This is a genomic window from Cytophagaceae bacterium ABcell3, from assembly GCA_030913385.1.
GTDB lineage: Bacteria > Bacteroidota > Bacteroidia > Cytophagales > Cytophagaceae > ABcell3.
In genome coordinates this window covers 710730-735480 of record CP133159.1, presented here as the reverse complement: position 1 = coordinate 735480, position 24751 = coordinate 710730, and the positions used below count along the sequence as shown (strand labels likewise).

Sequence of the window (24751 nt, the reverse complement as noted above, 5' to 3'; positions counted from 1 at the left end):
CCCCTTTTGAATCTAGACTGGCAAAAGAATGGTAAAAGTAGTTCCTTTGCCCAGTTCACTGTCCACCCGAATATTACCGCCAGAGTTATTCAAAATACGCTTGACCAAATAAAGCCCAACACCTGATCCCTCTACATGATCATGAAAGCGGCGGAACATCGAAAACATTTTACTGACTTTATCTTTAGAAAGCCCAAGTCCATTGTCGGAAACACAAATTTGAACCCTATTCCTTTTGCTTTTGCACGTAACATCTATAACTGGAGGCCGATCGGGGGACCTGTATTTAATTGAGTTTGTTATTAGATTGTAAAAAATACTATGAAGGTTAACTCGAGAAAACTTAATTACCTGACAGTCATCTGCGTCAATATTTATTACAGCATTTGACTCTTTGACCATATTTCCTATAGAAAGCAAAACATCTTTCAGCAACTCGTCAATTTTAATATCTTCAGGGTCTTCAGTAATATTCTTCTGTACTTTAGCGATTTCAGTAAGATAACCTATGGTTTCTTTAAACTTTAGAACAGACTTTTCAATTAGGCTCAACAAAAGAGAGATCTCCCCTAGATTTGGATCCTTTTCTCGAAGGATATCTTTAAAGGAGTAAATCAAACCTTCAATATTAGATATTGGAGCCTTAAGGTCATGCGAGGCGGTATATATAAAGCTATCGAGGTCATTATTAGTTTTCTTTAATTCTTTGACAAACTCCTTGAGCTTTAACTCGCTTTGGGTAACCTCGGTAACGTCATTTAAAATAACTGTTTTATACAAAAAAGTATTTTGAAAATTTACCTCTGAAACCCTAATATCTACATAGCATTTTTCGGACAAAGCAAAAGTTTTGGAAAGCCTCTTTCTATAGCCATCATTTACAAAATTATAAACCTGCTTTTTAATATTGTCAGGGAAAATTTGATCAAATCGTTTACCTAAGATTTCCAGTTCAGGACTGTTAAAAAAACTCAGAGAAAATTTATTCATAGCCAGCACCATACCCTTTTCATTGAGCAAAATTGCGCCAAGAGGTGCATTGTCAAAAAAATTATTGAGGTACTCCTCTTTAAGCTGCTCATGGTTAGGCATTGCTTGGATAGACAGTTCAGCATTTTTCAGTACCTCGTAGTTACGCCTCTGCTTCGTTCTTAAAGCAAGCTCCTCAATGGTTTCTGCCAAAAACAAATCATTTCCGTCAGGCACACATTTTACAGAGTTCCCGATAAAAGGCGTCAGCATAAGTGCTTGCTGTACCTCCTGATAATGCGAAGGCTCAGAAATAATAAGGATAGACAAACATTTATCAGAGGAGTAAGCTTTTTGAGCTATTTTTATCGGGTTACCTACTTCGTCCCCAATTAGCAGAACATCTTGTTTTCCCTGAGAAAAGAAACCGTCAATATTATCAGCAGATACATTAATAAACACAGAGTCTTTACTATGATCTCTAATACCTTGCAGATACCGTTCACTTAATCCTAAATGCAATATCTCAGCCATACAATTAATCTCCTAAAAAAGGTAGCCCTAAAACAGCTCTCCCCAACCAAGTATATAAAATATCTGTCGTAGGTGCCATTATATGAGCAGCACGTGCATCTCTCAACAAAATTTCAATCCTAGAATTGTCCCTATAGGCCATTCCCCCAAGCAATGTCATAGCTTCGTTAGCCAAATCAACAGCGCAATGAGCCACTTCGGCTTTAGCACTCATAATATATGAAATGGACCTAAATTCTCCCTTATCTCCCTCATGCGCGGCATGATATACCAGTTGTTTCGTTCTTTCCAGTTTTGACCATAACTGACCCAACCGATGCTGAAGTACAGGCACATCTGCCAGTCCCGTTCCACTGTGAGAATAGCTCCTTTTGGTTATATGGTTTACAGCTTCATTAAGAGCTGCTTGCGCTATGCCCAAATAAGTACCGCTCATAGCTATCAGAAAATAAGGTGCAACTACATTAAACATATACCAAAGCTGGTCACCCTTTTCGCCCAAAAGATTCTTTGCAGGCACGACAACATCTTTCAACTGTAAAGACCTAGAAGAATTCCCTCTCATGCCCAACCCTCTCCAGTCCTTTCCCCACTGCAAATTATCTGCACTAGCCTCCAGCACAAAACAAGAAAATTCATTTGGGGGCGCCTCGGGATCAACAGCTAGTGTGGACAGTACATAAGAATCCGCATACCCACCATTGGTAACAAAGGTTTTTTCCCCATTCACTTTATAAAATTCATCGGAAAGGGAAGTCAAAGAAGTTTGTGGGTAATAAAAATGCGCCCCAGAACCAGGTTCACTAAGCGCTAGCGTAGTCAGGTGCTCTCCTTTAGCTATAGGACGCAAAAATTTGTCTTTATGATAGCTAGTGGCCTTTGCTTGAATTACAGCACTAGCCACATAGTGCATCCCTAAACACATGCTGGCAGAAGCACACTTTTCTCCTATTAACTCACACACCTTAATTATACTATAGAGGCCTAAGCCATGCCCACCTAGATCCTTAGAGACAACGAGTCCACCTAACCCCGCTCCCTGAATTGCCTTCAAAGACTCCTCAGGCCACTTATAGTTTAGATCAACCTCTTTAGACTCCTCTGCTATAACCCCATTGGCTATGCTTCTAACCTTATCTAGGATAGGCTCTATTCCTGTCATTTTACCATTATTAATACTAACCTAATATAGAAACTTACTTGAATCTTCATAAACAAAAACTATCAACCTGGCGGATTATACCAAAATACCTTAGCTATAAACATAAAAGTATTTAAGTAGTATTAACCAGTTTAGATATTATAAGTTTAACCACTTTGTGCAATAGAACAAAAAGAGTATCAAAAACACAAATAAAAATTTGTCTTATCTATAATCATACTATTCGTTTCAAGTAACGCTATGCGGTTATCGTCATGGATATACAAAAGTCTATTTGCCATATCGGCTATTATTATTGCTGCCAATGTTGCCATTGTATTAACAGGGAACACTTACCTATATAGGGTGTTAAGGCACAGAGGCCCCAGTTTATTTGACTACCAATACTTTCCTCAAAGAAGCATAGCTAAAAGCAATAACCCCGAACACTGGGAAAAAGCTTACAATACTATCAAGCTATCCGATACCTTACGTGCAGTGTTAAGTCATGTTGGCTCTAAATCATTTCTTGTTGTTAGAAATGATTCTATTATTTATGAAGAATACTGGTCAGATGCAGGCGCTCACACCTATATAAACCCAGCATCTGTAGCCAAAAGTTATATGGGAGCCTTGATAGGTGTAGCTATTAAAGAAGGCTACATTACTGATGTAAATGACCCTGTTGGAAAATATTTGCCACATTTCAACGAAGGGGAAAAAGCTAACATGTCTATTAAAGACTTACTTACGATGAGTTCAGGGTTTGAATGGAGTGAATCTTCGTCTAATCCATTTAGCCATGTAGCTAGGGCTTATTATGCAGACAACCTATGGGAGGTAATAGAAAATTTAAACATAAAATATCCCTCAGGCAAATATTTTCAGTACAGTAGCGGCGATAGCCAAACGCTGGGATTCTTGTTGGAACAGGCTACAGGAATCCCCGTCAGCACTTACTTGCAAGAAAAACTTTGGAAGCCTATGGGTGAACCAGACTCTGCTATGTGGAGCATGGACGAAAACCAAACTATGGAAAAAACATTTTGTTGTCTAAACGCAACTACCCGACAGTTTGCACGACTAGGACAATTGTACTTAAATAAAGGCAATTGGAATGGTAAACAACTCATTGATACTTCCTACATTGAAGCGTCTACAAAAGCTGCAAGCCATATAGAGGACGGAAACAACCCTGGTCAGAAGGTAGATTTTTATGGCTACCACTGGTGGATATACGACAAACATGAGCCAGTAGATGTAGTCTATTACGCCAGAGGTATTCAAGGGCAATATTTAATAGTGATACCTGAAAGGAATTTAGTTCTGGTAAATATGAGCGAAAGGAATCTGGGGCACTATCAAAACCATCCCCGAGATTTTTATATCATTCTTGATGAAGCGTTAAATCTGTTTTAGCTTACTGAAAAACTTGTTGCACACCAAACATGACCAAAGTATTAGACAAAAAAAGCTTACTTCTTTACCCACATAACAAGTTCCACTTTTTCCTTCTGTAAGCGTTTGGCCTCTATCTTGCCCCCTAAGAAATGAAGTTTGGCTTCTGAAAGCGAAATGCATACATCACACCAACCCAAATATTTCAGAACATCGGCATCATCAGGAACATATATTCCATTATCAATAACCGTTAGTTTTATAAAGCCTTCCACCTCTTCCATCATTATGTTCAATATGGAAGGCGAAATCCTTTCCCGATGGTTCAGCAAGGCAAATAAAACATTACCAACTGTTCTAAAAATAGCCTGTTTGTTACCGTAAAATGTAGTCAGGACCATATCTTTAACAGACACGACAGCCTTACGTTTTTCAACAAGTCTATTTTGGTAAACAAGGACTTCATTTAAAACATCCCCCATATAAATTTCTTCATCAGGGTTCGCTATATTCTCCCATTGCTTAAACACCTGAGAAATTTGCCAGTGAAGTAATCTCAGTTTGTTTGCAGAAGAAATAGCAACAGATTTAAGCTCTGATAATTTAAAACTTTCATCCCCCATTAAATTTAATATACCACGAGTTGCTGTAAGTGGACCATTCAAATCCCGCTCTGCAAGTTTACGTATTGTTTTCATGCTGCACTTAAGGGTGCTAAAGCTTTTACCTCCAACAGCTTGTGCATTATAAACTGGACGTGCTTTCTCAAATACAACATCAATTTCATCAAAAGTGAGTACATAACCTGTAAATTCATCAGACAAAGCTTTTATATTTACCCTATACTTCTTTCGGATTCCATCTTTGTCTTCGAGTGCTATTATGATCTTGCTGTTTTCTTTTGCCATACCATTGGAGTAAAGCCAATCATATATTTGATAGCTCAATTGATCTACAGGCTTACCTTTTAACCCGCTAGCGACTTTTCCTCCAAATATTTCTTCAAAAGAAGATGTGAAATTTTGTATGTTATATTGACGGTCCAGAATAACTACTATGGCATCAATAGCTTGAAAAACATTTTGAGGAATATGGTATTGCATAAAAAATATATTGGGTATACCCATTGGAAGCCTTGCCGACTTACCAACTCAATTACAAATTAGAACTCAATATAAAAAAAATACCTAACTAAGCGTGAAAGAGGAAAGCCATTCATGCCGAATTAATTTTGCGCTAGCAGAAAATAGCTATTCCGTCGCTAACAGTAAACCCTTTCCCTTTATTCCGGTTAAAAAATAATAACGGATAAAGAAATGGACAAGCGTTACCAATTTTTTAAAAAACTCACGGTATATATCGTATTTTTTATTGTACTGATTTTTGCCTTAATAAAATCAAAGGAATTTCTTGTGCCAATTTTACTGGCCATCTTGTTTTCATACCTACTTTACCCCATAGCCCAATTTTTAGAGAAAAGAGGTACACCCCGAATTCTGTCAAACCTTGCAGCTATATTTTCTGCCATCTTAATCTTGGCAGGGTTTATCTTTTTCCTTTCTACTCAAGTCTCTTTGCTTACAGAAGATTTACCAAGACACATGGAACAGGCAACTACCAATATAAACCGTATCGCAGGTGGTTTTGCCTCACTAATAGGTGTACCAGAGGAGCAGTTAAGGCAAAGAACGATTTCAATGGCAGCTGATTTTATTGAAGATTATGGCGAACTGCTACGCTCCGTGTTTGCAGTCACTACCAGTACGGTGGTCAGAATATTCCTCATGCCCGTATATGTATTTTTTCTGCTGTACTATAGGAACAAGGTATTTGACGTGATTTTATGGATGGCCAAAAAGGACCAAAAAGGTGAGACACAAAAAATAATCAATGAGGTAAACGCTGTTTCGACAAATTATATGACAGGACTGCTAATAGTAGTTCTTATCCTTTCCATTACCCACTCCGTTGCTTTGACTATCATAGGCTTGGAATTTGCTATATTAATAGGAGTGGTAGCAGCTATTTTTAATTTCATTCCATACTTCGGTACGCTCATTGGCGCCATTTTCCCCCTTGTTTTCGGATTCCTGACATCAGATACGCTAACAACTGTACTTTGGATAGCCATATATTTTGTCAGGGTCTATATGATTTACTGTGGAAAGGTGATATAATGTAGTTATTTTTACAAAATGAACAGTATCGAAATATTTCAATTGGCTTTGCAGTTAACAAAGCCTTGGTCGGTAACCGATGTTAGGTTTCAGGAAGCATCCAATGGTAAACAAGAACTTCATATAACCATTAGCTTTGAGCGTGGTTTCGTATTTGAACCAGAAAGTAAAGTTCATGATACTCAATATAGGACTTGGCGTCACCTCAATTTTTTTGAACATGAATGTTATCTTCATTGCAAAGTCCCTCGAATCAAAACAACGGATGGAAAGGTAAAAACCGTGGAAGTGCCGTGGGCTAGAAAAGGAAGTGGTTTTACTTTGTTGTTTGAGGCTTTTAGCATGGCTTTGATTGAGCGAGAGATGCCCGTGAACAAAGCAGCTGATTTAGTGAATGAGTACCCACAGCGCATATGGAATATATTTAACTACTGGATACAAATTGCCTATCGGGCAGATGATCAAAGCTCGGTGACCCAATTGGGTATTGATGAGACTTCTGTAAGAAAAGGACATGATTATGTGACCGTAGCAGCAGATTTGGCTACTCGCCGTGTGATTCATGTTACTCCAGGCAAGGATCGGCACACTATCGGAAGAATTAAAGACCATTTAAAAGCAAAGGGTGTTGAACATCTGTCAATTACCGACGCATGCATTGATATGTCTACAGGTTTTATCGCAGGCATGCTCGAACATTTTCCTAACACCTCGGTAACATTTGATAAATTTCATGTAGTCAAACTGCTTAATGAAGCTATGGACGATGTACGTAAGCGAGAAGTCCGAGAACACTCAATACTTAAAGGACACAAATACACGCTATTAAAGTCCACACACAAACTTAGCGCTAAACAGAAGCAGGACCGGCAGGTACTTATTGAACTGTTACCAACTATTGGGAAGGCTTATCGGTTAAAGACCTTATTTCAGAGCTTTTGGGAGTTTAAAACAAAAGAAGAGGGCTCTGCTTTCTTGGCTTACTGGTGTGACCTTGTTGAAGAGGAAGGCTTGTATGCCTTCAAGAAGTTTGTAAACACAATAAAGTCCCACTGGCAAGGAATTACCAATTATGTCGAGTCCCAGATTGCCAATGGTGTCATGGAAGGGATTAACAGCAAAATACAACTAGCTAAAAGAAGAGCTCGTGGATATCGGAATATTACAAATTTTATCAACATGATTTACTTTATTTCCTCTAAATTGAAATTCAATTACCCACAGTATTCCACATAGGGCCTTTTGTCATTATACAATTTGTAGAAAACAATATACTAACTCCTGCCATTACAGGAGGGAAAGTGGCATTGAACCCATTTGTCACCATTTTAAGTCTAATCTTCGGCAGCATGATTTGGGGAGTAGCAGGAATGTTCATTATTGTGCCTTACATGGCCATGGTTAGAATAATATTAGAGCACATCGACTACCTAAAGCCATTAGGGTTCTTAATGAGCGACAAAGGCACTGAAAAATATGCTTTGTCAGGAGAAAAAATAAAGGGGGTTTTTAAGAAACAATAAAAAAACATCGTGATAATGTTTTGGTATTAAAAAAAAGCTAAACCCATGACGCAACATATCTCTTTAGAAGAATATAAAAAGGCATATCGCGAAGTAGTCGCAAAAGAAGAAAAAAAAGACTTCCGCTACCATATGATTTGGTACATATGCATCAATGTATTGCTGGTAATAGTTAATCTAACATTAACACCGGGTAACTTATGGTTCTATTGGCCATTATTGGGTTGGGGTATTGGCATTGCCAGCCATTATTACCAGGTCAATACTTTAGATAAGTATTTAAAGAAAAAAGAAAAATACGCAGAGGAAAAAGCAATGGCAGGAAAAAAATAAAGGGAATTTATTTCTACTGCCCTCTGTTTGAGCGACTCAAATCAGCCACTTCGGTTTGTGTCTTCGTCATAGTGCTTATGCTTTGCAATATAAATGTGTTATTTTTTTATGCTTTACCACTCATGCAGCAAACTATCGCATAATTCAGCATGGATTGCATTACAAAAAAAATTCCAGCTAAAATTTCAGGGCAAAGACCGCTACTAAAAACCTATAATAAAAAAAACGGACAGGAAAACCCATCCGTCTTAATAAAACATTCTACAGCAAACTATTCGTTTGCTTTCTCATTTTCATTTGACTGCTCTGCTTCTGCAAAGAACTTTTTCTGCATTACCAAAATAACTACCACACCTACAAATATAGCGGCATCGGCCACATTAAATATTGGCCAAAGTGGATAGTACTGTCCACCCAAAAAAGGTACCCATTCAGGAATCCAGCAGTTACAAATATCAATAAAGAACATGTCTATGACTTGGCCATGAAACCACGGTGTCGGGGCATCTGCAGGAGCATTGCCCAGTAATACACCATAAAAAGTACTATCCACCACGTTCCCGATAGCACCACCTAAAATTAGGGCGATTGACCATAACAACCCTGGATGTACATGTTTTTTTGCTAAAGTATACAGGTAATAAGCAATACCTACCATAGCAAACAACCTAAATATACTTAATACCAGTTTCCCATACCGACCGGCTATTTCTAAGCCAAAAGCCATACCTGGGTTTTCGGTATAGTGAAGTTTGAACCAATCACCGAAAATCGGTATCTCATATCCTAAAAACATATGATGGTGAACCAATAATTTTACCACTTGGTCTACCAGTATAATACCAAGGCTGAGAAGATAATACTTTGTGTATTTCATAGTGTCAATTGGCAGCGCTTTTTGCGACAAAGCTGCTGCCTGCGTATGTTCCATATTATAATTCAATTTTTAGGATAAGCTGATGATCATCCATATCTATCACTTTTCCATCAGTGATACTATCATTTAACTCAAGAGACAAGGCTTGAGTTTCACTACAAATATATTCTTTATTAGAATCTAGCGCAGCGTTGATGAGATCATCAGTTTTTTGGATTGTAATACGGATTTTATCTTGCACCTCTAGCCCCATATCCTTCCGAAGGTTCTGGACACGGTTCACGACATCACGCGCAATACCTTCTTTCTTTAAGTCTTCAGAAATGGTGATATCAAGTGCTACTGTCACATTGCCTTCGCTGGCAACCATCCAACCTGGTATATCTTCAAAAGACAGTTCCACATCTTCCAAGGTAAGCTCTATAATTGAGCCATCGCCAAGTTTTGCTTTATAGCTATTTTCTCTTTCCAGTAGTTGAATATCCTCTTGTGAAAACTTATTGATTATGGCGGTCACCTCTTTCAATCTCGGCCCATATTCTTTGCCGAGTTTTCTAAAGTTAGGCTTCACTTTCTTAACCAACACACCAGAGGCATCATCTACATACTCAATGGTCTTAACATTAACTTCTGAAAGAATTAAATCTTCTACAGCCTGCACCTGCTTTTTAAACTGGTCATTCAGCACCGGAACCAAAATCTTGGAAAGCGGCTGCCTTACTTTAATGTTTTGCCCCTTTCTAAGAGAGTGCACCAAAGATGAAATGGTTTGTGCCAAAGACATCCTTTCTTCAAGTTCAATATTAATGGCATTCTCATCAGCTACAGGGAAGTCGCTCAAATGTACAGATTCAGCGGTTTCTTTTCCTGAGACCTGATTTAAATCAAGCCATAGTTTGTCCATATAAAAAGGCGCCACCGCACTAGAGAGTTTTGCCACAGTAGCCAAGCAAGCATACAATGTTTGATAAGCGGCAATTTTATCTTCATTGTACTCGCCTCTCCAAAAACGTTTCCTGTTCAAACGCACATACCAGTTACTCAAGTCATCTGTAACAAAGTCCTGAATTTCTCTTGTAGCGCGCGTAGGCTCAAACTCCGCATAGGCATTATCTACGTTTTTGATCAAGGTGTTAAGCCTAGAAATGATCCACCGGTCGCTCTCAGTCCTTTTTTCCAAAGGCACATCGGCCTCTGCATAGGTAAAGTTGTCAAGATTGGCATAAAGCGCAAAAAAAGCATAAGTATTCTGAAGGGTTCCGAAAAACCTTCTCTGAACCTCGGTTACACCTTCAAGGTTGAACTTTAAATTGTCCCAAGGTGGCGCATTAGAAATCATATACCACCTGGTCGCATCAGGTCCATATTTGCTTATGGTGTCAAAAGGATCGATTGCATTGCCTAGCCGTTTAGACATTTTGTTGCCGTTTTTATCAAGAACCAGGCCATTGGCTATTACATTTTTAAATGCAACACTATCAAAAAGCATTACAGCTATTGCATGCAGCGTAAAAAACCAGCCACGGGTTTGGTCTACACCTTCGGCAATAAAATCGGCAGGAAAATTCTTTTGGAAAATTTCATCATTTTCAAAAGGCCAATGCCACTGAGCGTAAGGCATCGCACCCGAATCGAACCAAACATCTATAAGGTCAGCTTCACGGTGCATAGGTTCTCCTTTGCTGCTGACAAGTACAATATTGTCAACATACGGCCTATGCAGGTCTGGGATATCCTCTGGGTTGTCGAAGCCTGCTTCTTTTGCCTTTTTTATTTCTTCTTTCAATTCGGCAATAGAACCAATGCACTTCTCCTCACTGGCATCCTCCGTTCTCCATACAGGCAAAGGGGTACCCCAATACCTTGAGCGCGAAAGGTTCCAGTCTACAAGATTCTCCAACCAGTTACCAAAACGCCCACTACCAGTGGAGGCTGGTTTCCAGTTGATCGTTTTATTAAGTTCTGTTAACTTATCTTTTACCGCAGTAGTTTTAACAAACCAGCTTTCGAGCGGGTAGTAAAGTACAGGGTAGTCTGTTCTCCAACAATGCGGGTAGCTGTGCTCGTATTTCTCTACCTTAAAGGCTTTATTCTCTTCTTTTAATTTAATAGCGATCAGAACATCTGTAGACTTAAACTCTGGGTCAGACTCATCTTGAGCCCCAAAGTTTTTCACATACATTCCCGCAAAGTCTGTTACTTCCTTAACAAAACGGCCACGCTTGTCTACTAAAGGCATGTCGTTACCGTTTTCATCCTTCACAAGAATAGCAGGAATTCCCGCTTGCTTTGCGACCCTGGCATCGTCTGCACCAAAAGTAGGGGCAATATGCACAATACCGGTACCATCTTCAGTACTAACAAAGTCTCCAGGAATTACCCTAAAAGCAGCACCTTCAGGTTTAACATAAGGCAACAACTGCTCATACTCCATGCCTACAAGGTCTGCACCTTTATATTCTGCAATTATTTCATAAGGAATCAGCTTGTCTCCTGGCTTATAATTTTCCAAAGGAACTTTGGCAGCCTTTGCAGAGAAGAAGTTTCCAACCAAATCTTTTGCTAAAATCACAGAAATAGGCTGGTGTGTGTATTGGTTAAAAGTTTTTACTTTCACATAAGTAATCTTCTCCCCAACAGCCAAAGCAGCATTGGACGGAAGCGTCCAAGGGGTAGTGGTCCAAGCGAGAAAATACTCATTGTCATTACCCGTCTTAAACTGTGCTACTACAGAAGTGTCTTTTACATTCCTATAGCAACCAGGCTGGTTAAGTTCATGAGAGCTAAGTCCGGTTCCGGCCGCAGGAGAATAAGGCTGTATGGTGTAACCTTTATATAAGTAGCCTTTATCATAAAGCTTCTTAAGCAGGCTCCAAACAGACTCGATGTAGTTGTTATCAAAAGTGATATAGGGGTTTTGCAGGTCTACCCAGTACCCCATCTTCTCTGTAAGGTCGTCCCACTGCCCTTTGTATTTCATTACCGCCTCACGGCAATTCTGATTGTACTCTTCAATGGAAATTTTCTTTCCAATGTCGTCTTTGGTAATGCCAAGCTCTTTTTCCACCTGCAGCTCCACGGGCAGGCCATGGGTATCCCAGCCACCTTTTCTTTTTACCTGAAAACCTTTCAAAGTTTTGTAACGGCAAAAAATATCTTTGACCGTACGCGCCATCACATGGTGTATGCCCGGTGTGCCATTGGCAGATGGTGGCCCTTCATAAAAAGTAAAAGCAGGAGAACCTTCCCTGCTATTTACTGATTTTTCAAAAATTTGCTTTTCTTTCCATTGCCTGAGGACCTCTTCCCCTACAGAAGGCAAATTCACGTTTTTGTATTCCCTGTATTTCATCAGAAAAAATGTTTTTTTAAATCTCGCTTCTTGCGATACGTACCGGATCCATTTTAACAGGAGCCGACTTTTCTTCTGCATCAGAAGATGCCATATTGTAAACTTTTTGATTCTTGACTTTAAGCTTGGAGATATCCAGCTCTACATCATCTTCTTCCATATGAAACCTGGTCTGCTTTCTAACCACTGGAAACAAGTTTTTATTGATACCAGCGCTAAAAGTAAGCAATAAAGAAGGAAGAATGGTCAAGTTGGTCAGCATGGCAAACATCAATGTGATAGAGGTTAAAATACCCAAAGCCACTGTGCCACCAAAATCTGACCACGCAAAAATAACAAATCCACAGAAAAGAACTATAGATGTATATATCATACTTGTACCGGCTTCTTCAAGGCTTCTGGTTACGGCCTGAAGCACGTTGCCACGGTAATGTATCAGTTCTTGTTTGTATTTACTTAAATAATGTATCGTATCATCTACCGATATACCAAATGCAATACTAAATATCAGCGCCGTACTAGGTTTTAACGGAATATTGAAAAAGCCCATGATACCCATAGTCGCCAATAGCGGAATAACATTTGGGATAAGAGATATAAGGACCATTTTAATGCTCTTGAACTGCATGGCCATAAGAACAGATATCAGTGCAAAAGCAAACAAAAGACTTCCTGTAAGGCCATTGATAAGGTACTCATTACCTTTCAAAAACAGCAGTGTTGTGCCGGTGACCCTAAATTCAAAGCCACTATCGGCAAGCATTTTGGACAATGCCGGGTTAATCTCCTCATGGACCAGCCTGTTCATTTCATTGGTTCCAAGGTCAGCTACTTTCGTCGTAAAGCGCACTTCCCGACCATTAGGGTCCATTAAGGAACGAAGCATGGTGTTTTCCTCTTGCTGGTTTCCAAAATAACGCATTATGAAAGGCATATCCCTACTAGTAGGCAATACATATTTTTCAGGAATGCCGCCATAAAATGCCTGCGTAGAACCTTTGATAATGTTTAAGATGGAGATAGGAGGCGAAACCTGCTCTAAAGAATTAAGATACTCCTCTACCTGCTCCAGCTTTTTCATGTTCGAAAGACTTTTTATAGCATTGTCTTTCCCCATGTCCACTACAATTTCCAAAGGCATAATGCCATTAAAGTTTTCCTCAAAAAACTTTAAGTCTGATTTGACAGTACTCTTTTCCGGCAGGTCATCTACCATAAAAGACACTGCCTGAATTTTGGAAATTCCTGCAAAGGCACCAGCTAAAACCAGTCCTGCAAATACATATACAAAAGGCCTATAACGAAGCACCAAATGCTCCAAACCAAAATTTATACTTCTTATTAATTTAAAATCAAGATGCTTCAACTGCTTGGAGCTAGGCTCTGGCAGGAAGAACAACAAAGAAGGCACCACCATTATAGTGATAAAGAAGGTACAGATACTGATAATACCTGCTACAAGGCCAAACTCTTTTAGAATAGTAACATTGGTAAAATTAAGTACCAAGAAACCAATGGCTGTAGTGGTATTGGTCATAAGGGTAAGCTGACCAATTTTTTGAATGATCCTACTGACCGCTTTGGTCTTATTACCGTGTTTCCTATACTCATTGTGGTACTTATTGTACATATAGACACAGTTAGGTATGCCTATGACAATAATTAGTGCCGGCAGAATACCTGTGAGCAGTGTCATTTTATACCCAAACAGTACTATCGTACCCATGGTCCAAAGTACCGTAATGGTGATAATCAGAAATGTCAAACCTACTGCAAAGAACGAGCGGAAGAAAAAGAACAAAATGGCAGAGGTAACCACTACCGCAAGTGCAAGAAACAGCTTAAACTCACTGGACACGTTATTTACCATCGTTGCCCTCACAAATGGAAGACCTGCATAATGCGCCTCAATATCAGTGTCAGCAGAAAACTCTTTGCATACAGCAAGAATCTCATCCATCATCTCTTGACGCTTGGAGGAGTTTAACACGTCAGGCTCTATAGTCAACGCAATGAGTGCAGCCCCTGTATGCTCGTTATACAGCATGCCGTCATAAAACCTTTGGCTAACAGCAACAGCCAATAAGCTGTCAAGCTCCACCTGTGCTTCTGGCTTGTTCGAAAATACTGGTTGAACCTTAAACTTACGCGCTTCTGAATCCCTAACAATCATCGGAAGCTTAGCCAGAGATACGACCTCCTGCATTCCATGAAGATTAGACAGCCTTTCATTCAAGTCATAAAACCTGTTAAAGTTGTCCAATTGAAACAGTGCGCTGTCGCTGATACCGACAACCATTAGGTTGCCATCTTCGCCATACTTCTCTTTAAATTCATTAAAATAAAGCAGGTCTTTATCGTCAGAAGGAAGCACCTTCACAAAGTCATAAGTAAGCTCAATGTCTTTGGCTTTGTAGGCCATAAAACCAGTAAGCAGGAAGGTAAACAGAACCAGCCAAAGCCTGTTTTTGATGATAATGCTAGAAATTTTAAACCACATATTCCTCAACTAAACAACAAAGGTAACGATTTTTAAAAATTTAGGTCTTTTTTTGCAGAATACAGAATTACAAAGATAGTTTTTTCTGTTTTTTTTCTTAGATACATACAATATAATTTGCATGCATTTTATCTGCTTTCAAATCTCAACAGTAAAGCAATAAATATGATTCACTTTTTATTATGGTCTGTTGAAAAAGCCCGTAGGAAAAGTTAGACGCCTTTTTATAGCAAGGCATAAAATGGCCGTAACATAAATTCTTATGGTATACCCAGCATCCACAAAGCAAATGGACATTGAAAAAACTGTAGTTTCACCTTAAAACATATTGAACCTGAAACATGCATAAGAACTTTCTAACGCATAGTCCAGGCTAGACCTTATTTGCTATAATAAAGAATATTCGGCTTCAGCATTAACCTTAGCACAAGCAATATATACGGCAAAAAATAAAGCCGGTTCCTTATTCAGAAACCGGCTTTTCTCAGTTCTTCTCAATATCGGTGGAGCAATCCCACAAATAAACGAGCAGTAAAAGTCTGAAACTTACAAAAAATAAGTACTTGTGAGATACCCCACAAATAAAAAAAATAAAAAAGGCAGCGCTGTGTTTACGGACATAGCACTTAGTTGATTAGTTTAAACAAATTATTTATTCGACTACCAAGTTAAACATTTTTTTTAATTTTCTTACATCACAAAAAACTTTTTTTAAAAAAATTTTAAGTCACCAAACAAACATATGAAAACAGTTCATTTTATGTTTCTCAAATCTATGACCGTCAAATAGTAGCACCAGATTTTTCTAATATTTGGTTAAGCCTTAGGGCATTTTGTGCAGCATAGCCATTTTGGTCATTATCAAAATAGAGATAAACATCTTTTCCTTTTCCATTCCAGCTTTTTATCTCCTTAGCCCACTTATTCAAGCTTTTGTCATCATAACTTCCTTCATACTTTCCCCCTGGCCCATGCAGCCTAACATAAACCCAATCGGCGGTCAGTTGAAATGGCGATACATGACCTTCTAACTCATAAATACAAAATGCGATGTTCTTTTTCTCTAACAAGTCATAGACCTCCTCGGAGTACCATGTATGGTTTCTACACTCTAAGGCATAGCGGTAACCTGTAGGCAAAGCATCAAGGAAATAATGCAAGCGGTCTAAATTAAGCTTCCACCCAGGAGGAAGTTGAAAAAGGATAGGCCCTAGCTTTTCCTCAAGCACATCCGCCCTGCTAAAAAGGTTTGCCAGTGGTTCGTGCGGATCTTTCAACTTTTTCATGTGCGTAATGTATCTACTGGCTTTTACCGAAAAAACAAAACCGTCCGGCACAGCATCTTTCCATGTTTGAAAAGTTTTTTCGGCAGGCAACCTATAAAAACTGGCATTGATTTCTGTAGTGCTAAAGTACTTTAAATAATGTTGCATAAACTTACGTGGGGGTGTCTTATCGGGATAAAAACTCCCTACCCAATGCTTATAATGCCAACCTGATGTGCCAATAAAAAATTTACCTGTACTTTGGCTCATAATCCTTTAGCTTAAATGACCCTAAATTGGTATACAAAGAATTCTCTCTTGATAGTTTTGACTCCCAAAGCTCAATATGTTCCACCTTCCAAGTAAGGCTGCTTTTAAAAGCTACCGGAAGGTTTTTTCTTTCAAATGGCTTTTTCTTAATCCTGCTTAAGGTAATGTGCGGAATTGGCTTACGTTGTTCTTTCCCATCTGTAAGCATTTCAACTTTTCTCACCAGCTTAACAAAAGCCTGTGACGGTTCACCCCTAACCCAAATCATAGCGCGGAACCCGCTTTTTTTAACAATAATATCTTGAAAAGACAAGGTAAAGGCAGGTATATCAGCTACTCCGTGAGACAGCTTTTCTAACAGCGACGGTATCTCTTTCTCAGGTGTATCCCCAAGAAAATGAACAGTAATATGCCAGTTCTGTTCAGGAATAATTTTATCCATCTCTCCAAGCTTTTCAGCCACTGACCGGATCTCATCTTTAACAATATCCGGAACTGGGATAGCTACAAATAATCTTTTTGCTCCCATAAAAAGCTTTTATAGGGAAAACATCTAGAAGCTTTTCTTGTTCAACCTGAAATATGTAATAGAAACTTTCTATTACGGCCCCTTTTGCCCCACACATGAGAACCATAGCAAAAACAAAATCCCCGCAGGAAAACTCTATTGCATTTAATTGGTTATATAAATTATCTCAGCAAATGAATGTTTCTTTCACCATAGTAGATAATTTTGTAATTTCAAAGCATCAAGCATAACCCTGCCGTTTATCTGGTCAATGCCATCAGATATTCTGCCAACATAGGTCTTATATGAAACAGCTGTTTGCCAGGCTAGCCATTGGCGTTATTTATACCCTTTCCCTCTTGCCACTTTCAACATTGTATGGCATTTCTAACTGCTTATACCTTGTCGCTTACCGTGGCATAGGTTATAGAAAAAAAGTAGTAAGGGAAAACCTAAGAAACTCCTTTCCTGAAAAAAGCAGCAAAGAACTTCTAGATCTTGAGAAAAACTTTTATCGATACCTGTGCGATTTGATTGTTGAGATCATCAAAAAGTTTACGATAAGCAAGGAAGAAGGATACAAAAGGTGCAGCTTCAAGGATTCAACAGTAGTGGATGAACTGGCCAGTAAACAGCAAAATATTATAGGTATAACTGGCCACATCGGCAACTGGGAGTGGGGAGACATTTGCTTAGGCAACCACATCAAGCATAAAGCCTATGCTATTTATAAGCCCTTGTCTACCAAAGTCATTGACCGCTTGATGCACAAGCAACGTCGAAGGTTTAATGTGGAGCTGATAGCAATGAACGACACGTACCGTCGGGTAATCAGCAACAAAAACCACCTGAACGTTACATTTTTCATAGCAGATCAAACTCCAAGTCCGCAGGGGGCCTATTGGACAACATTTCTTAACCAAGATACGCCTGTGTTTAGAGGCCCAGCCCGCATTGCGAAAAAAATGAACTACCCAATGGTTTATGTATCGGTAAAAAGGAAGGCAAGAGGTTATTACCAACTGGAAAATGAGCTATTGGTCAAGAACCCTACGAACCATACAGAGGAAGAACTTTGCGAAATTTATATAAGAAGAATCGAAAAAGACATTATCGAAAACCCTGAAACCTGGCTTTGGTCCCATAGACGATGGAAGCACAGCCGCCCAAAAACTTAAGTAGAAAAAAAACAAATCACTAATGCTCAGAACTTTAATCCTGGTCATATTAGCCCTTTCTTCGTATTCGGCAAACTGTCAGATATTAAACCTTGAGAAAAAGAAAATCGAAAAAAAGGACACTACAAACTATTTTTTGGCAAACACCAATGCCACGATGACCATAAACAATGTCAGCGCAGGCATAGATGACCCTATCCACATTATGGGCTTTGGGATAGGAGCAAGTGTCGGATATGTTGGGAAAAAGCATTTCTACCGCCTAATCAACAGAATGGACTATCTCAATGTAAACGAAGATATTATAACAAATACAGGCTACTCACATTTTCGGATAAGTTTTAACCACAACCAAACCTTTCACCCTGAAGTTTTCGGCCAGTACCAGTTTGATAATATCCGGGGGTTGCACCCAAGGTTATTGGCAGGCGCAGGCCTCCGTTACCGTTTTTTCCAAACCGAAAAATTGACTTTGATTGTGAGCCCTGGCGCCATGTACGAATACGAAAAATGGGCACAACCTTATATAGAAGGAGTCTTTGTAGAAATGAACCTAATCAAGTCAACGAATTATTTGAATGCCCGCTGGAAAGTCAACAGCCATATTGACCTCAACGGCATTGCCTATTTCCAAACAGGTTACGACAGAAGCATTAGCGGGTTTAGGCACCGGATAAGTGGTGAAGCTAACCTATTGGTTAAAGTGAGCAAAAAATTGAATCTCACTACTACCTTTATTGGCAGCTATGAAAGCAAACCTATAGTCCCCATTGTTCCATTTATTTTTTCGCTGACAAACGGCTTGCAGTTCTCACTATAAGGCGAGAAATATATAAAAGTATGCCACTTCATCAGATTGCTTTTGTTAATTTCGTTCATTAAACATGAAGTATGCGATAAAACTTTCTATTACGCAGCAAAAAACAATCAAATCATTTGTTTTGCTTCTCATAACGAAATCTATCGCATAATTCAGGTTAAAATAGTTATCCTATGCGCCTCACCGAAGCACGAAGATGTTTAAAAAATATTTCATTTTAATAATAGTAAGCTTTCTTAGCCACCACGCCTCCAGTCAAATTTTGAATATCGAAAAAACACGCCTGGAGCGTAAAGATACCGCCAATTACTTTGTGGGAAATGTGTCTGCTTCTTTAAGCATGTACAACAGGAGCGCAGGCGAGAAAGACCCAGTAAATCTTTTAGGTTTCAATAGTGGCGCTGACTTTGGCTATATAAGCAAAAATCACGTTTATATGCTTATTGGAAAATTTGACTATTTGAAAATCAACGAAAACGTATTCCTAAGCACGGGATATGTACATTTCCGAACAAGCTTTAACCATAACGAAACCATTCACCCCGAATTTTTCACCCAATACCAGTATGACAATTTTCGTGGACTTGACCCAAGGCTATTAACGGGAGGCGCTATTAGGTATCGATTAATAAAAAGTAAAAGCATAAACATTACCTTAAGCACAGGAGCTATGCTTGAATATGAGCAGTGGCAGCACCCATACGAGGCAAACAATTTTCAGCAAGTAACCCTCATCAAGTCTACCAGTAATATTTCGACAAGGTGGAAAATTAAAGAACATATAGACCTGAATACTATCTTTTACTTCCAAACAGGCTATGACAATAGCATTAAGGCATTCAGGCATCGCTACAGCGGAGAAGCAAATTTGCTGGTAAAAGTAACGGAAAGACTCTCTCTAAAAACCACTTTTACGGGAAATTATGAAAACAGGCCCATTGTCCCGATCACGCCGTTTATATACTCACTGACCAATGGGTTTCAAATAAATTTGTAGAGGGTAATTCAAAAAGCATTGATTTCATTAGTAAAGAAAACCCAGGTTTAAACAGGTTTTAAAATACACTATGAAGCCTTCCGGTTTTATCCACCAGTAATATCAGGCTGTCAAATCAAAAGTTTATCCGCAACATAATTATCTGAGAGATGGTTTCTGATAATAGAGGTGTAAGGTTTTATGCAATACAATTGCCGCCATACTCAACACCGCCTATAGATTAGCGTCTATTATATACAGAATTTCTTAAATTTATGTATTCTCCTTATTTGCCTTTTTTGTATTTTGCTCAGCCTGTTTATCTATTAGTAGCTTATTTACATCTATTGATGGCAAAGTATACTTGCCTAACGGACCATTGGCAGTTGCAATAGTTAAATTATTCCGCAAACTATTTATACAAATATTTAACCCTGAAATATGGAGAAGGTTAGACTTTTCTTTATTCGACAATTCTTCAGGTTTATCAAATGCAAAAATACAAACACCTTCAATAAATAAAACATAGCCGGGTAGGGGCTTTTCTAAATCATTAATATTAATTTTAGTAAATAACTGAAACAAGTTCTCGTCAATACTCTTTAAAGCAAAATCAATATCTATGTTATAGTTGTTAAACACTTCACTGACATTAAGTTCTAGACCTTCCTGAGGCCCAATAAAATGGTACGAATGATTTAACAGAAAAAAACTCTACAAGACCAGAGTAGATTTATAGGCTTTCATAAAGTTAGGCTGCCGTTATATTTTTCGAAACATCAAAAAAATCGCAACAATCGTCTGATTCAGAGTAATCCGGTTTCTGATTTTTCCATACCCAAAAACCTTCGGGTTCATTAGGAATGCTTTTTAATTTCATCTGTTCTGTCACTTCTTTATAATCCTGAGAATTAACATGTGCATTAACCTCAAAAGTTATATTAAATGACTTTTGAATTTTAGCAAGTGAGAGTAAATTAATTAACTTATCACCAGAATACAGTTGAGAAATAAAACTAGTTGATTTACCTAAAGCTTCAGCTAAATACTTCTTCTTAAACTTGGGTCCATTTGCGAAAGATCTCTCAACGCCCTCTAAAAATTTAAACATTAATACCTGGGCATCAAACTCAAGCTCTTCTTCTTTACTATTAAATACAAAGATATCCTCAAACTCTTTTGACACATTATACTTTTCATTGAACTTCATACTCATCCTCCTATTTTTACTGATAGTTGCTATTTCTTTTGATAAACCACCAAACTTATTTTTTTTATGTAAAACTACTGTAACAAACACGGAAATTATCCTCTTTATAACCTTTCACCATACTTTCTCTCAGCAGGACATGTCCATTTTCTATTCCCTCTTCCCTCTTTATAACTGGCAAATACCACATTATGTCAAATGTAAACAAACTAACGTAGTCATTTACTTTCTGCTAAAGCAGAGAACAGGTCACGTTCCTTAAAGGGGCGTTTTATTCTATTGATAGAATCTTACAAAACTTTTCAACCCCTTAAAATAAAAAAACTATGGACTTGACAAGGCTAACAATCGACAGGAAGAAAAAAACACACTTTACTTAGAGGTTAAGAAGTGTAATATATATTGTTTGCAGGGATAAAAAAAGGCCTCAGCAGATTACCGAGGCCTTTGTATTGTTACTTAGTCAGCAAGTTCATTTTTTTTGCTTTCTGATCTATTTTTACCACATTGTTCTCTAGGTCTGTGTCAGCTGTTTGCATTTTTGGATCAAGTACAAATTGCTTTACCGGTTTATCTGTTATGAAAACCTTAGTCACTTTCTTGTCATTTTTTCGCCAAACCTCTACAGGAACCTTCTGCGTGCTGCTCGTGCCGTCTTCGAATTGCATTTCCAAAATTATAGGCATAATCAAGCCTCCTACATTACGGAATGTCAGCTCATAAAAATGCATTTCCTCATCTACCAGCTTCCTGTCACTTTCTGACATATTTTTGTATAGCTTAGCAAAATCATAGGTACTTGTCAATGGAATACCTTCTGAATCATCACTGGTTTTCTTCTTTTCTTCAGTATCTTTATTTAGCACTTTATATTTAGGGTTCTCTATTGCTATATCTACATGGTCAGTGGTATAGAACCAGCCCCTAAAGAACCAGTCAAGGTCAACTGCTGAAGCATCTTGCATAGTCCTAAAGAAGTCTGCCGGCGTTGGGTGCTTGAAAGCCCAGCGTCTCGAATACTCCTTAAATGCCGCATCGAACAGTTCAGGTCCCATAACAACATCTCTTAATATAGCCAGTGCGGTCGCGGTCTTACCATAGGTAATATTGCCCATTTGGTTGATGGACTCTGGGTTGGTCATGATTGGCACCTGCTTATCTTTGTCGCTAGCCATAAAGTTAGCTATTTTGTACGCAGGCCCTCTTCTAGAATCATAACCTTCCCTCCACTCCTGCTCTGCCAGATACTGAATAAATGAGTTAAGCCCTTCATCCATCCATGCCCACCTACGCTCATCAGAGTTAATAATCATCGGGAAGAAATTATGACCCGTCTCATGTATAATTACCGAAATCATGATTTCTTTTAACCTTTGAGAATAGTTGCCATTAGCGTCTGGGCGAGCGCCATTAAAGCTGATCATCGGATATTCCATTCCGAAGATAGGGCCGTGGATTGCGATAGCCACAGGATAAGGATAATCTAGTGTATATTTAGAATAAACCTTTAGCGCATGTGCTACAGAAGCTGTGGCATACTTACCCCACATTGGATTTCCTTCTTTAGGATATAAAGACATAGCAAGGACACCCTTTCCTCCTAGCGGAACATTCACGGCATCCCAAACAAATTTACGAGAACTGGCAAAAGCAAAGTCACGTACATTTTCTGCCTCAAAAACCCATGTTTTCTTATCTTTAGCCCGAGACTTTTCATTAGCCTTAGCCTCTTCCTCCGTTATGATCCAAACCTGCTCCTCCGACTTACGAGCTTGAGCAAGCCTCTCTCTTTGCGTTTTGGACAATACAGCTTTCTCGTTTTTCAACTCGCCAGTAGCCGCCACTACGTGGTCTGCCGGAGTAGTAATAGCTACTTTATAGTTACCGAAAGGCAAAGCCCACTCTGCTTCCCCAAGGAACTGCTTGTTTTGCCAGCCCATGTAATCGGTAAAGACTGCTAGCCTTGGGAAAAACTGTGCTATTTCATATAAATAGTTATCATCTTCTTTGAAATACTCATAACCAGAGCGCCCACCATAAACAGCATGCTCTGTAATGTTATAACTCCAGTCTATATTCAGTTCAACCTTTTTGCCAGGAGCCAATGGCTTTGGCAGATCCACACGCATCATGGTGTTATTGATGATGTGCGAAAGCTCTTTACCAGACTTGTCTGCAATCTTAGAGATTTTATACCCTCCATCGAAAGGCACCATCATCTTGCGCAGGGCGTCTAGCTTCATGTCATCTGACAGGTGTCCGTGTTCTGTCTCATTGGTTACAGAGTGTGGCTCAAACAAATTTTGGTCAAGTTGCACCCATACAAAGTGAAGTGTTTCGGGGGAATTATTGTGAAAGGTAACCTTTTCACTTCCGATAATTTGTTGATTCTCGTCATCCAGCTCAACCTGGATATCATAATCAACCTGAGGTTGCCAATAAGAAGGTCCTGGTGCACCCGCCCCTGTACGGCAGCTGTTAGGTGTCGGCAAGTCCAGGGGAACAAAATCTTGTTGTGCGTGTACCGAAAAAACGATAAAATAAGATACACATAAGAAAAAAACTTTCCTGATCATATCTGAAATAGTTAATTGAAATGTTATACGCTTGAAAATTAAAACAGAATTACTTGGCGAACAATAGAGGTTCTTAAAGAGCAACCTCAGGAGGCGGTAAAAAATTCCAAGTGCCTCTCATTAAAATCCTTTAATGAAGATAATTTAAAATCTGCAATGTCAAACCTTGTTTGGGAAAATGACTTTGAATCGGGTATGGCTATCGCATGCATCCTGGCCGCTTTTGCTGCTATTAAGCCATTGAAAGAATCCTCAAAAACAAGGCACTCGTGAAACTCCCTGCCTAATTCCCTACCAGTATATATGTAAATAGAAGGGTGCGGTTTGCCGAATTCTTCCTTTTCCGCTGAGTGAACCAGCTTCATATCGTCCTTAATGCCCAGTTTTTCAGTGACTGCATGAATCAGCCGAAACGAGGAGGAAGAAGCGATGGCAAGATCAATCCCCTTACTTTTGAGCATACTTATGGTATCATATACCCCAGGCATAGGCTGCCCGGTAGTCCGAATCAGTTCCTCTACATGGTCTACCACCGCATTTTCTATTTCCAAAAGGGATTTATTCTCCCAAGGCTTCTTGCGGTACCAGTGTTTAACTACTTCATCTATTCTGAGCCCCATGGTACTTTCGCAGTGTTCATCCGTTAGCTCTATTCCCACTTCACGAAAAACTATCTTTTCGGCCTTACGCCAGAAGGGCTCTGAATCAATCAACAAGCCATCCATATCAAAAATTACCGCTTTAATCATAGCAAAATATCCCTTTTCCCATCAAATTTTCTGCAAAATACTAAGAATTAACAAACCTGAAATATGCAATAGGACTTTCCATTTCATAATTTAGGTGAAACAATAAAAAAGTTCTGCCGTAGAATAAATTGGTTTAGCCGTTCTAAATAAAAAAAGGGGCAATCCATTGCTGAATTGCCCCTTTCAATAAATAAGGTAATGAGTAAAAGGTAAAGGTAAACTTAAGTTCATTAAACAAATACCATGCCTCAAAGATAAGGAAAATAACAGTCTGTTTATAATTTTTATTACACGTAAAAAAATATTTTTTTTACAGCGAACCTAAACCTGTCCTTACAGGGTTGCACAGCTAACTCATCCCACATAAGCAATGGCCTGTTTTACCAAGGCAAAAT

The 24751-nt window shown here is 38.8% G+C and carries 20 protein-coding genes; 8 read left to right on the top strand and 12 right to left on the bottom strand.

The features are described 5' to 3' along the window. Positions 1 to 12 precede the first annotated feature (12 nt). Positions 13 to 1503, bottom strand: a complete 1491-nt coding sequence (locus tag RCC89_03140) for a HAMP domain-containing sensor histidine kinase (GenBank protein ID WMJ72165.1) — start codon at positions 1501 to 1503, stop codon at positions 13 to 15. A 4-nt stretch (positions 1504 to 1507) separates the two neighbouring features. Next, on the bottom strand, positions 1508 to 2665 hold the full coding sequence (locus RCC89_03135; protein ID WMJ72164.1) for an acyl-CoA dehydrogenase family protein: 1158 nt from the start codon (positions 2663 to 2665) through the stop codon (positions 1508 to 1510). Positions 2666 to 2905: 240 nt separating this feature from the next. Between RCC89_03135 and RCC89_03130 the strand changes: the two genes are divergently transcribed. After that, the gene (locus tag RCC89_03130) at positions 2906 to 4063 is read left to right on the top strand and encodes a serine hydrolase (protein ID WMJ72163.1); all 1158 of its coding nucleotides are present in this window, start codon (positions 2906 to 2908) and stop codon (positions 4061 to 4063) included. Positions 4064 to 4119: 56 nt separating this feature from the next. Here the strand turns inward: RCC89_03130 and RCC89_03125 are convergent, their stop codons facing one another. Then, positions 4120 to 5145: a hypothetical protein gene (locus tag RCC89_03125; protein ID WMJ72162.1), complete on the bottom strand. Its 1026-nt coding sequence runs from the start codon at positions 5143 to 5145 to the stop codon at positions 4120 to 4122. A gap of 213 nt (positions 5146 to 5358) precedes the next feature. Between RCC89_03125 and RCC89_03120 the strand changes: the two genes are divergently transcribed. The 4 genes from RCC89_03120 to RCC89_03105 are packed head-to-tail and all read left to right on the top strand — an operon-like array spanning position 5359 to position 8075. Further along, positions 5359 to 6219: an AI-2E family transporter gene (locus tag RCC89_03120; protein WMJ72161.1), complete on the top strand. Its 861-nt coding sequence runs from the start codon at positions 5359 to 5361 to the stop codon at positions 6217 to 6219. Positions 6220 to 6237: 18 nt separating this feature from the next. After that, a complete protein-coding gene (locus RCC89_03115) occupies positions 6238 to 7455 on the top strand; it encodes an ISL3 family transposase (protein ID WMJ72160.1) in 1218 nt (405 codons plus the stop codon). Continuing rightward, positions 7422 to 7742 (top strand): AI-2E family transporter, encoded by a 321-nt coding sequence (locus RCC89_03110; protein WMJ75631.1) that lies wholly within the window; start codon positions 7422 to 7424, stop codon positions 7740 to 7742. Before RCC89_03115 ends, RCC89_03110 begins: the two co-directional genes overlap by 34 nt. 45 nt (positions 7743 to 7787) lie before the next feature. Further along, on the top strand, positions 7788 to 8075 hold the full coding sequence (locus RCC89_03105) for a 2TM domain-containing protein (GenBank protein ID WMJ72159.1): 288 nt from the start codon (positions 7788 to 7790) through the stop codon (positions 8073 to 8075). A 271-nt stretch (positions 8076 to 8346) separates the two neighbouring features. Here the strand turns inward: RCC89_03105 and RCC89_03100 are convergent, their stop codons facing one another. The 5 genes from RCC89_03100 to thpR form a co-directional block, all read right to left on the bottom strand. Next, on the bottom strand, positions 8347 to 8952 hold the full coding sequence (locus tag RCC89_03100; GenBank protein ID WMJ75630.1) for a lipoprotein signal peptidase: 606 nt from the start codon (positions 8950 to 8952) through the stop codon (positions 8347 to 8349). Positions 8953 to 9007: 55 nt separating this feature from the next. Further along, positions 9008 to 12304: an isoleucine--tRNA ligase gene (gene ileS, locus RCC89_03095; protein WMJ72158.1), complete on the bottom strand. Its 3297-nt coding sequence runs from the start codon at positions 12302 to 12304 to the stop codon at positions 9008 to 9010. A 16-nt stretch (positions 12305 to 12320) separates the two neighbouring features. Continuing rightward, the gene (locus RCC89_03090) at positions 12321 to 14804 is read right to left on the bottom strand and encodes an MMPL family transporter (protein ID WMJ72157.1); all 2484 of its coding nucleotides are present in this window, start codon (positions 14802 to 14804) and stop codon (positions 12321 to 12323) included. Between the two features lie 782 nt (positions 14805 to 15586). Continuing rightward, on the bottom strand, positions 15587 to 16339 hold the full coding sequence (locus tag RCC89_03085; GenBank protein ID WMJ72156.1) for a DUF72 domain-containing protein: 753 nt from the start codon (positions 16337 to 16339) through the stop codon (positions 15587 to 15589). Beyond that, entirely contained in the window at positions 16320 to 16868 is a 549-nt protein-coding gene (thpR, locus tag RCC89_03080) for an RNA 2',3'-cyclic phosphodiesterase (protein WMJ72155.1), read from the bottom strand. The genes RCC89_03085 and thpR overlap by 20 nt, the downstream gene beginning before the upstream one ends. 260 nt (positions 16869 to 17128) lie before the next feature. Here thpR and RCC89_03075 point away from each other — a divergent pair, with 260 nt between their 5' ends. From RCC89_03075 to RCC89_03065, 3 genes are all read left to right on the top strand, one after another. Then, positions 17129 to 18025: a lysophospholipid acyltransferase family protein gene (locus tag RCC89_03075; GenBank protein ID WMJ75629.1), complete on the top strand. Its 897-nt coding sequence runs from the start codon at positions 17129 to 17131 to the stop codon at positions 18023 to 18025. 22 nt (positions 18026 to 18047) lie between these two features. Beyond that, complete coding sequence (locus tag RCC89_03070; GenBank protein WMJ72154.1) at positions 18048 to 18845, top strand: DUF481 domain-containing protein; 798 nt, start codon at positions 18048 to 18050, stop codon at positions 18843 to 18845. Positions 18846 to 19107: 262 nt separating this feature from the next. After that, positions 19108 to 19842 carry a DUF481 domain-containing protein gene (locus tag RCC89_03065; GenBank protein ID WMJ72153.1) on the top strand — a complete coding sequence of 245 codons (735 nt, stop codon included), beginning with the start codon at positions 19108 to 19110 and terminating at the stop codon, positions 19840 to 19842. A gap of 252 nt (positions 19843 to 20094) precedes the next feature. On the opposite strand, the gene RCC89_03060 is transcribed toward RCC89_03065, so the two are convergent. The 4 genes from RCC89_03060 to hxpB all read right to left on the bottom strand — a co-directional run bounded on the left by RCC89_03060 (position 20095) and on the right by hxpB (position 24356). Continuing rightward, positions 20095 to 20463, bottom strand: coding sequence for a preprotein translocase subunit SecB (locus RCC89_03060; GenBank protein ID WMJ72152.1), 369 nt, complete (start codon positions 20461 to 20463; stop codon positions 20095 to 20097). A gap of 109 nt (positions 20464 to 20572) precedes the next feature. Further along, complete coding sequence (locus RCC89_03055; protein WMJ72151.1) at positions 20573 to 21121, bottom strand: hypothetical protein; 549 nt, start codon at positions 21119 to 21121, stop codon at positions 20573 to 20575. Positions 21122 to 21486: 365 nt separating this feature from the next. Continuing rightward, positions 21487 to 23607 carry a M1 family metallopeptidase gene (locus tag RCC89_03050; protein ID WMJ72150.1) on the bottom strand — a complete coding sequence of 707 codons (2121 nt, stop codon included), beginning with the start codon at positions 23605 to 23607 and terminating at the stop codon, positions 21487 to 21489. Between the two features lie 86 nt (positions 23608 to 23693). After that, on the bottom strand, positions 23694 to 24356 hold the full coding sequence (gene hxpB / locus RCC89_03045) for a hexitol phosphatase HxpB (GenBank protein ID WMJ72149.1): 663 nt from the start codon (positions 24354 to 24356) through the stop codon (positions 23694 to 23696). Between the last annotated feature and the right edge of the window lie 395 nt (positions 24357 to 24751).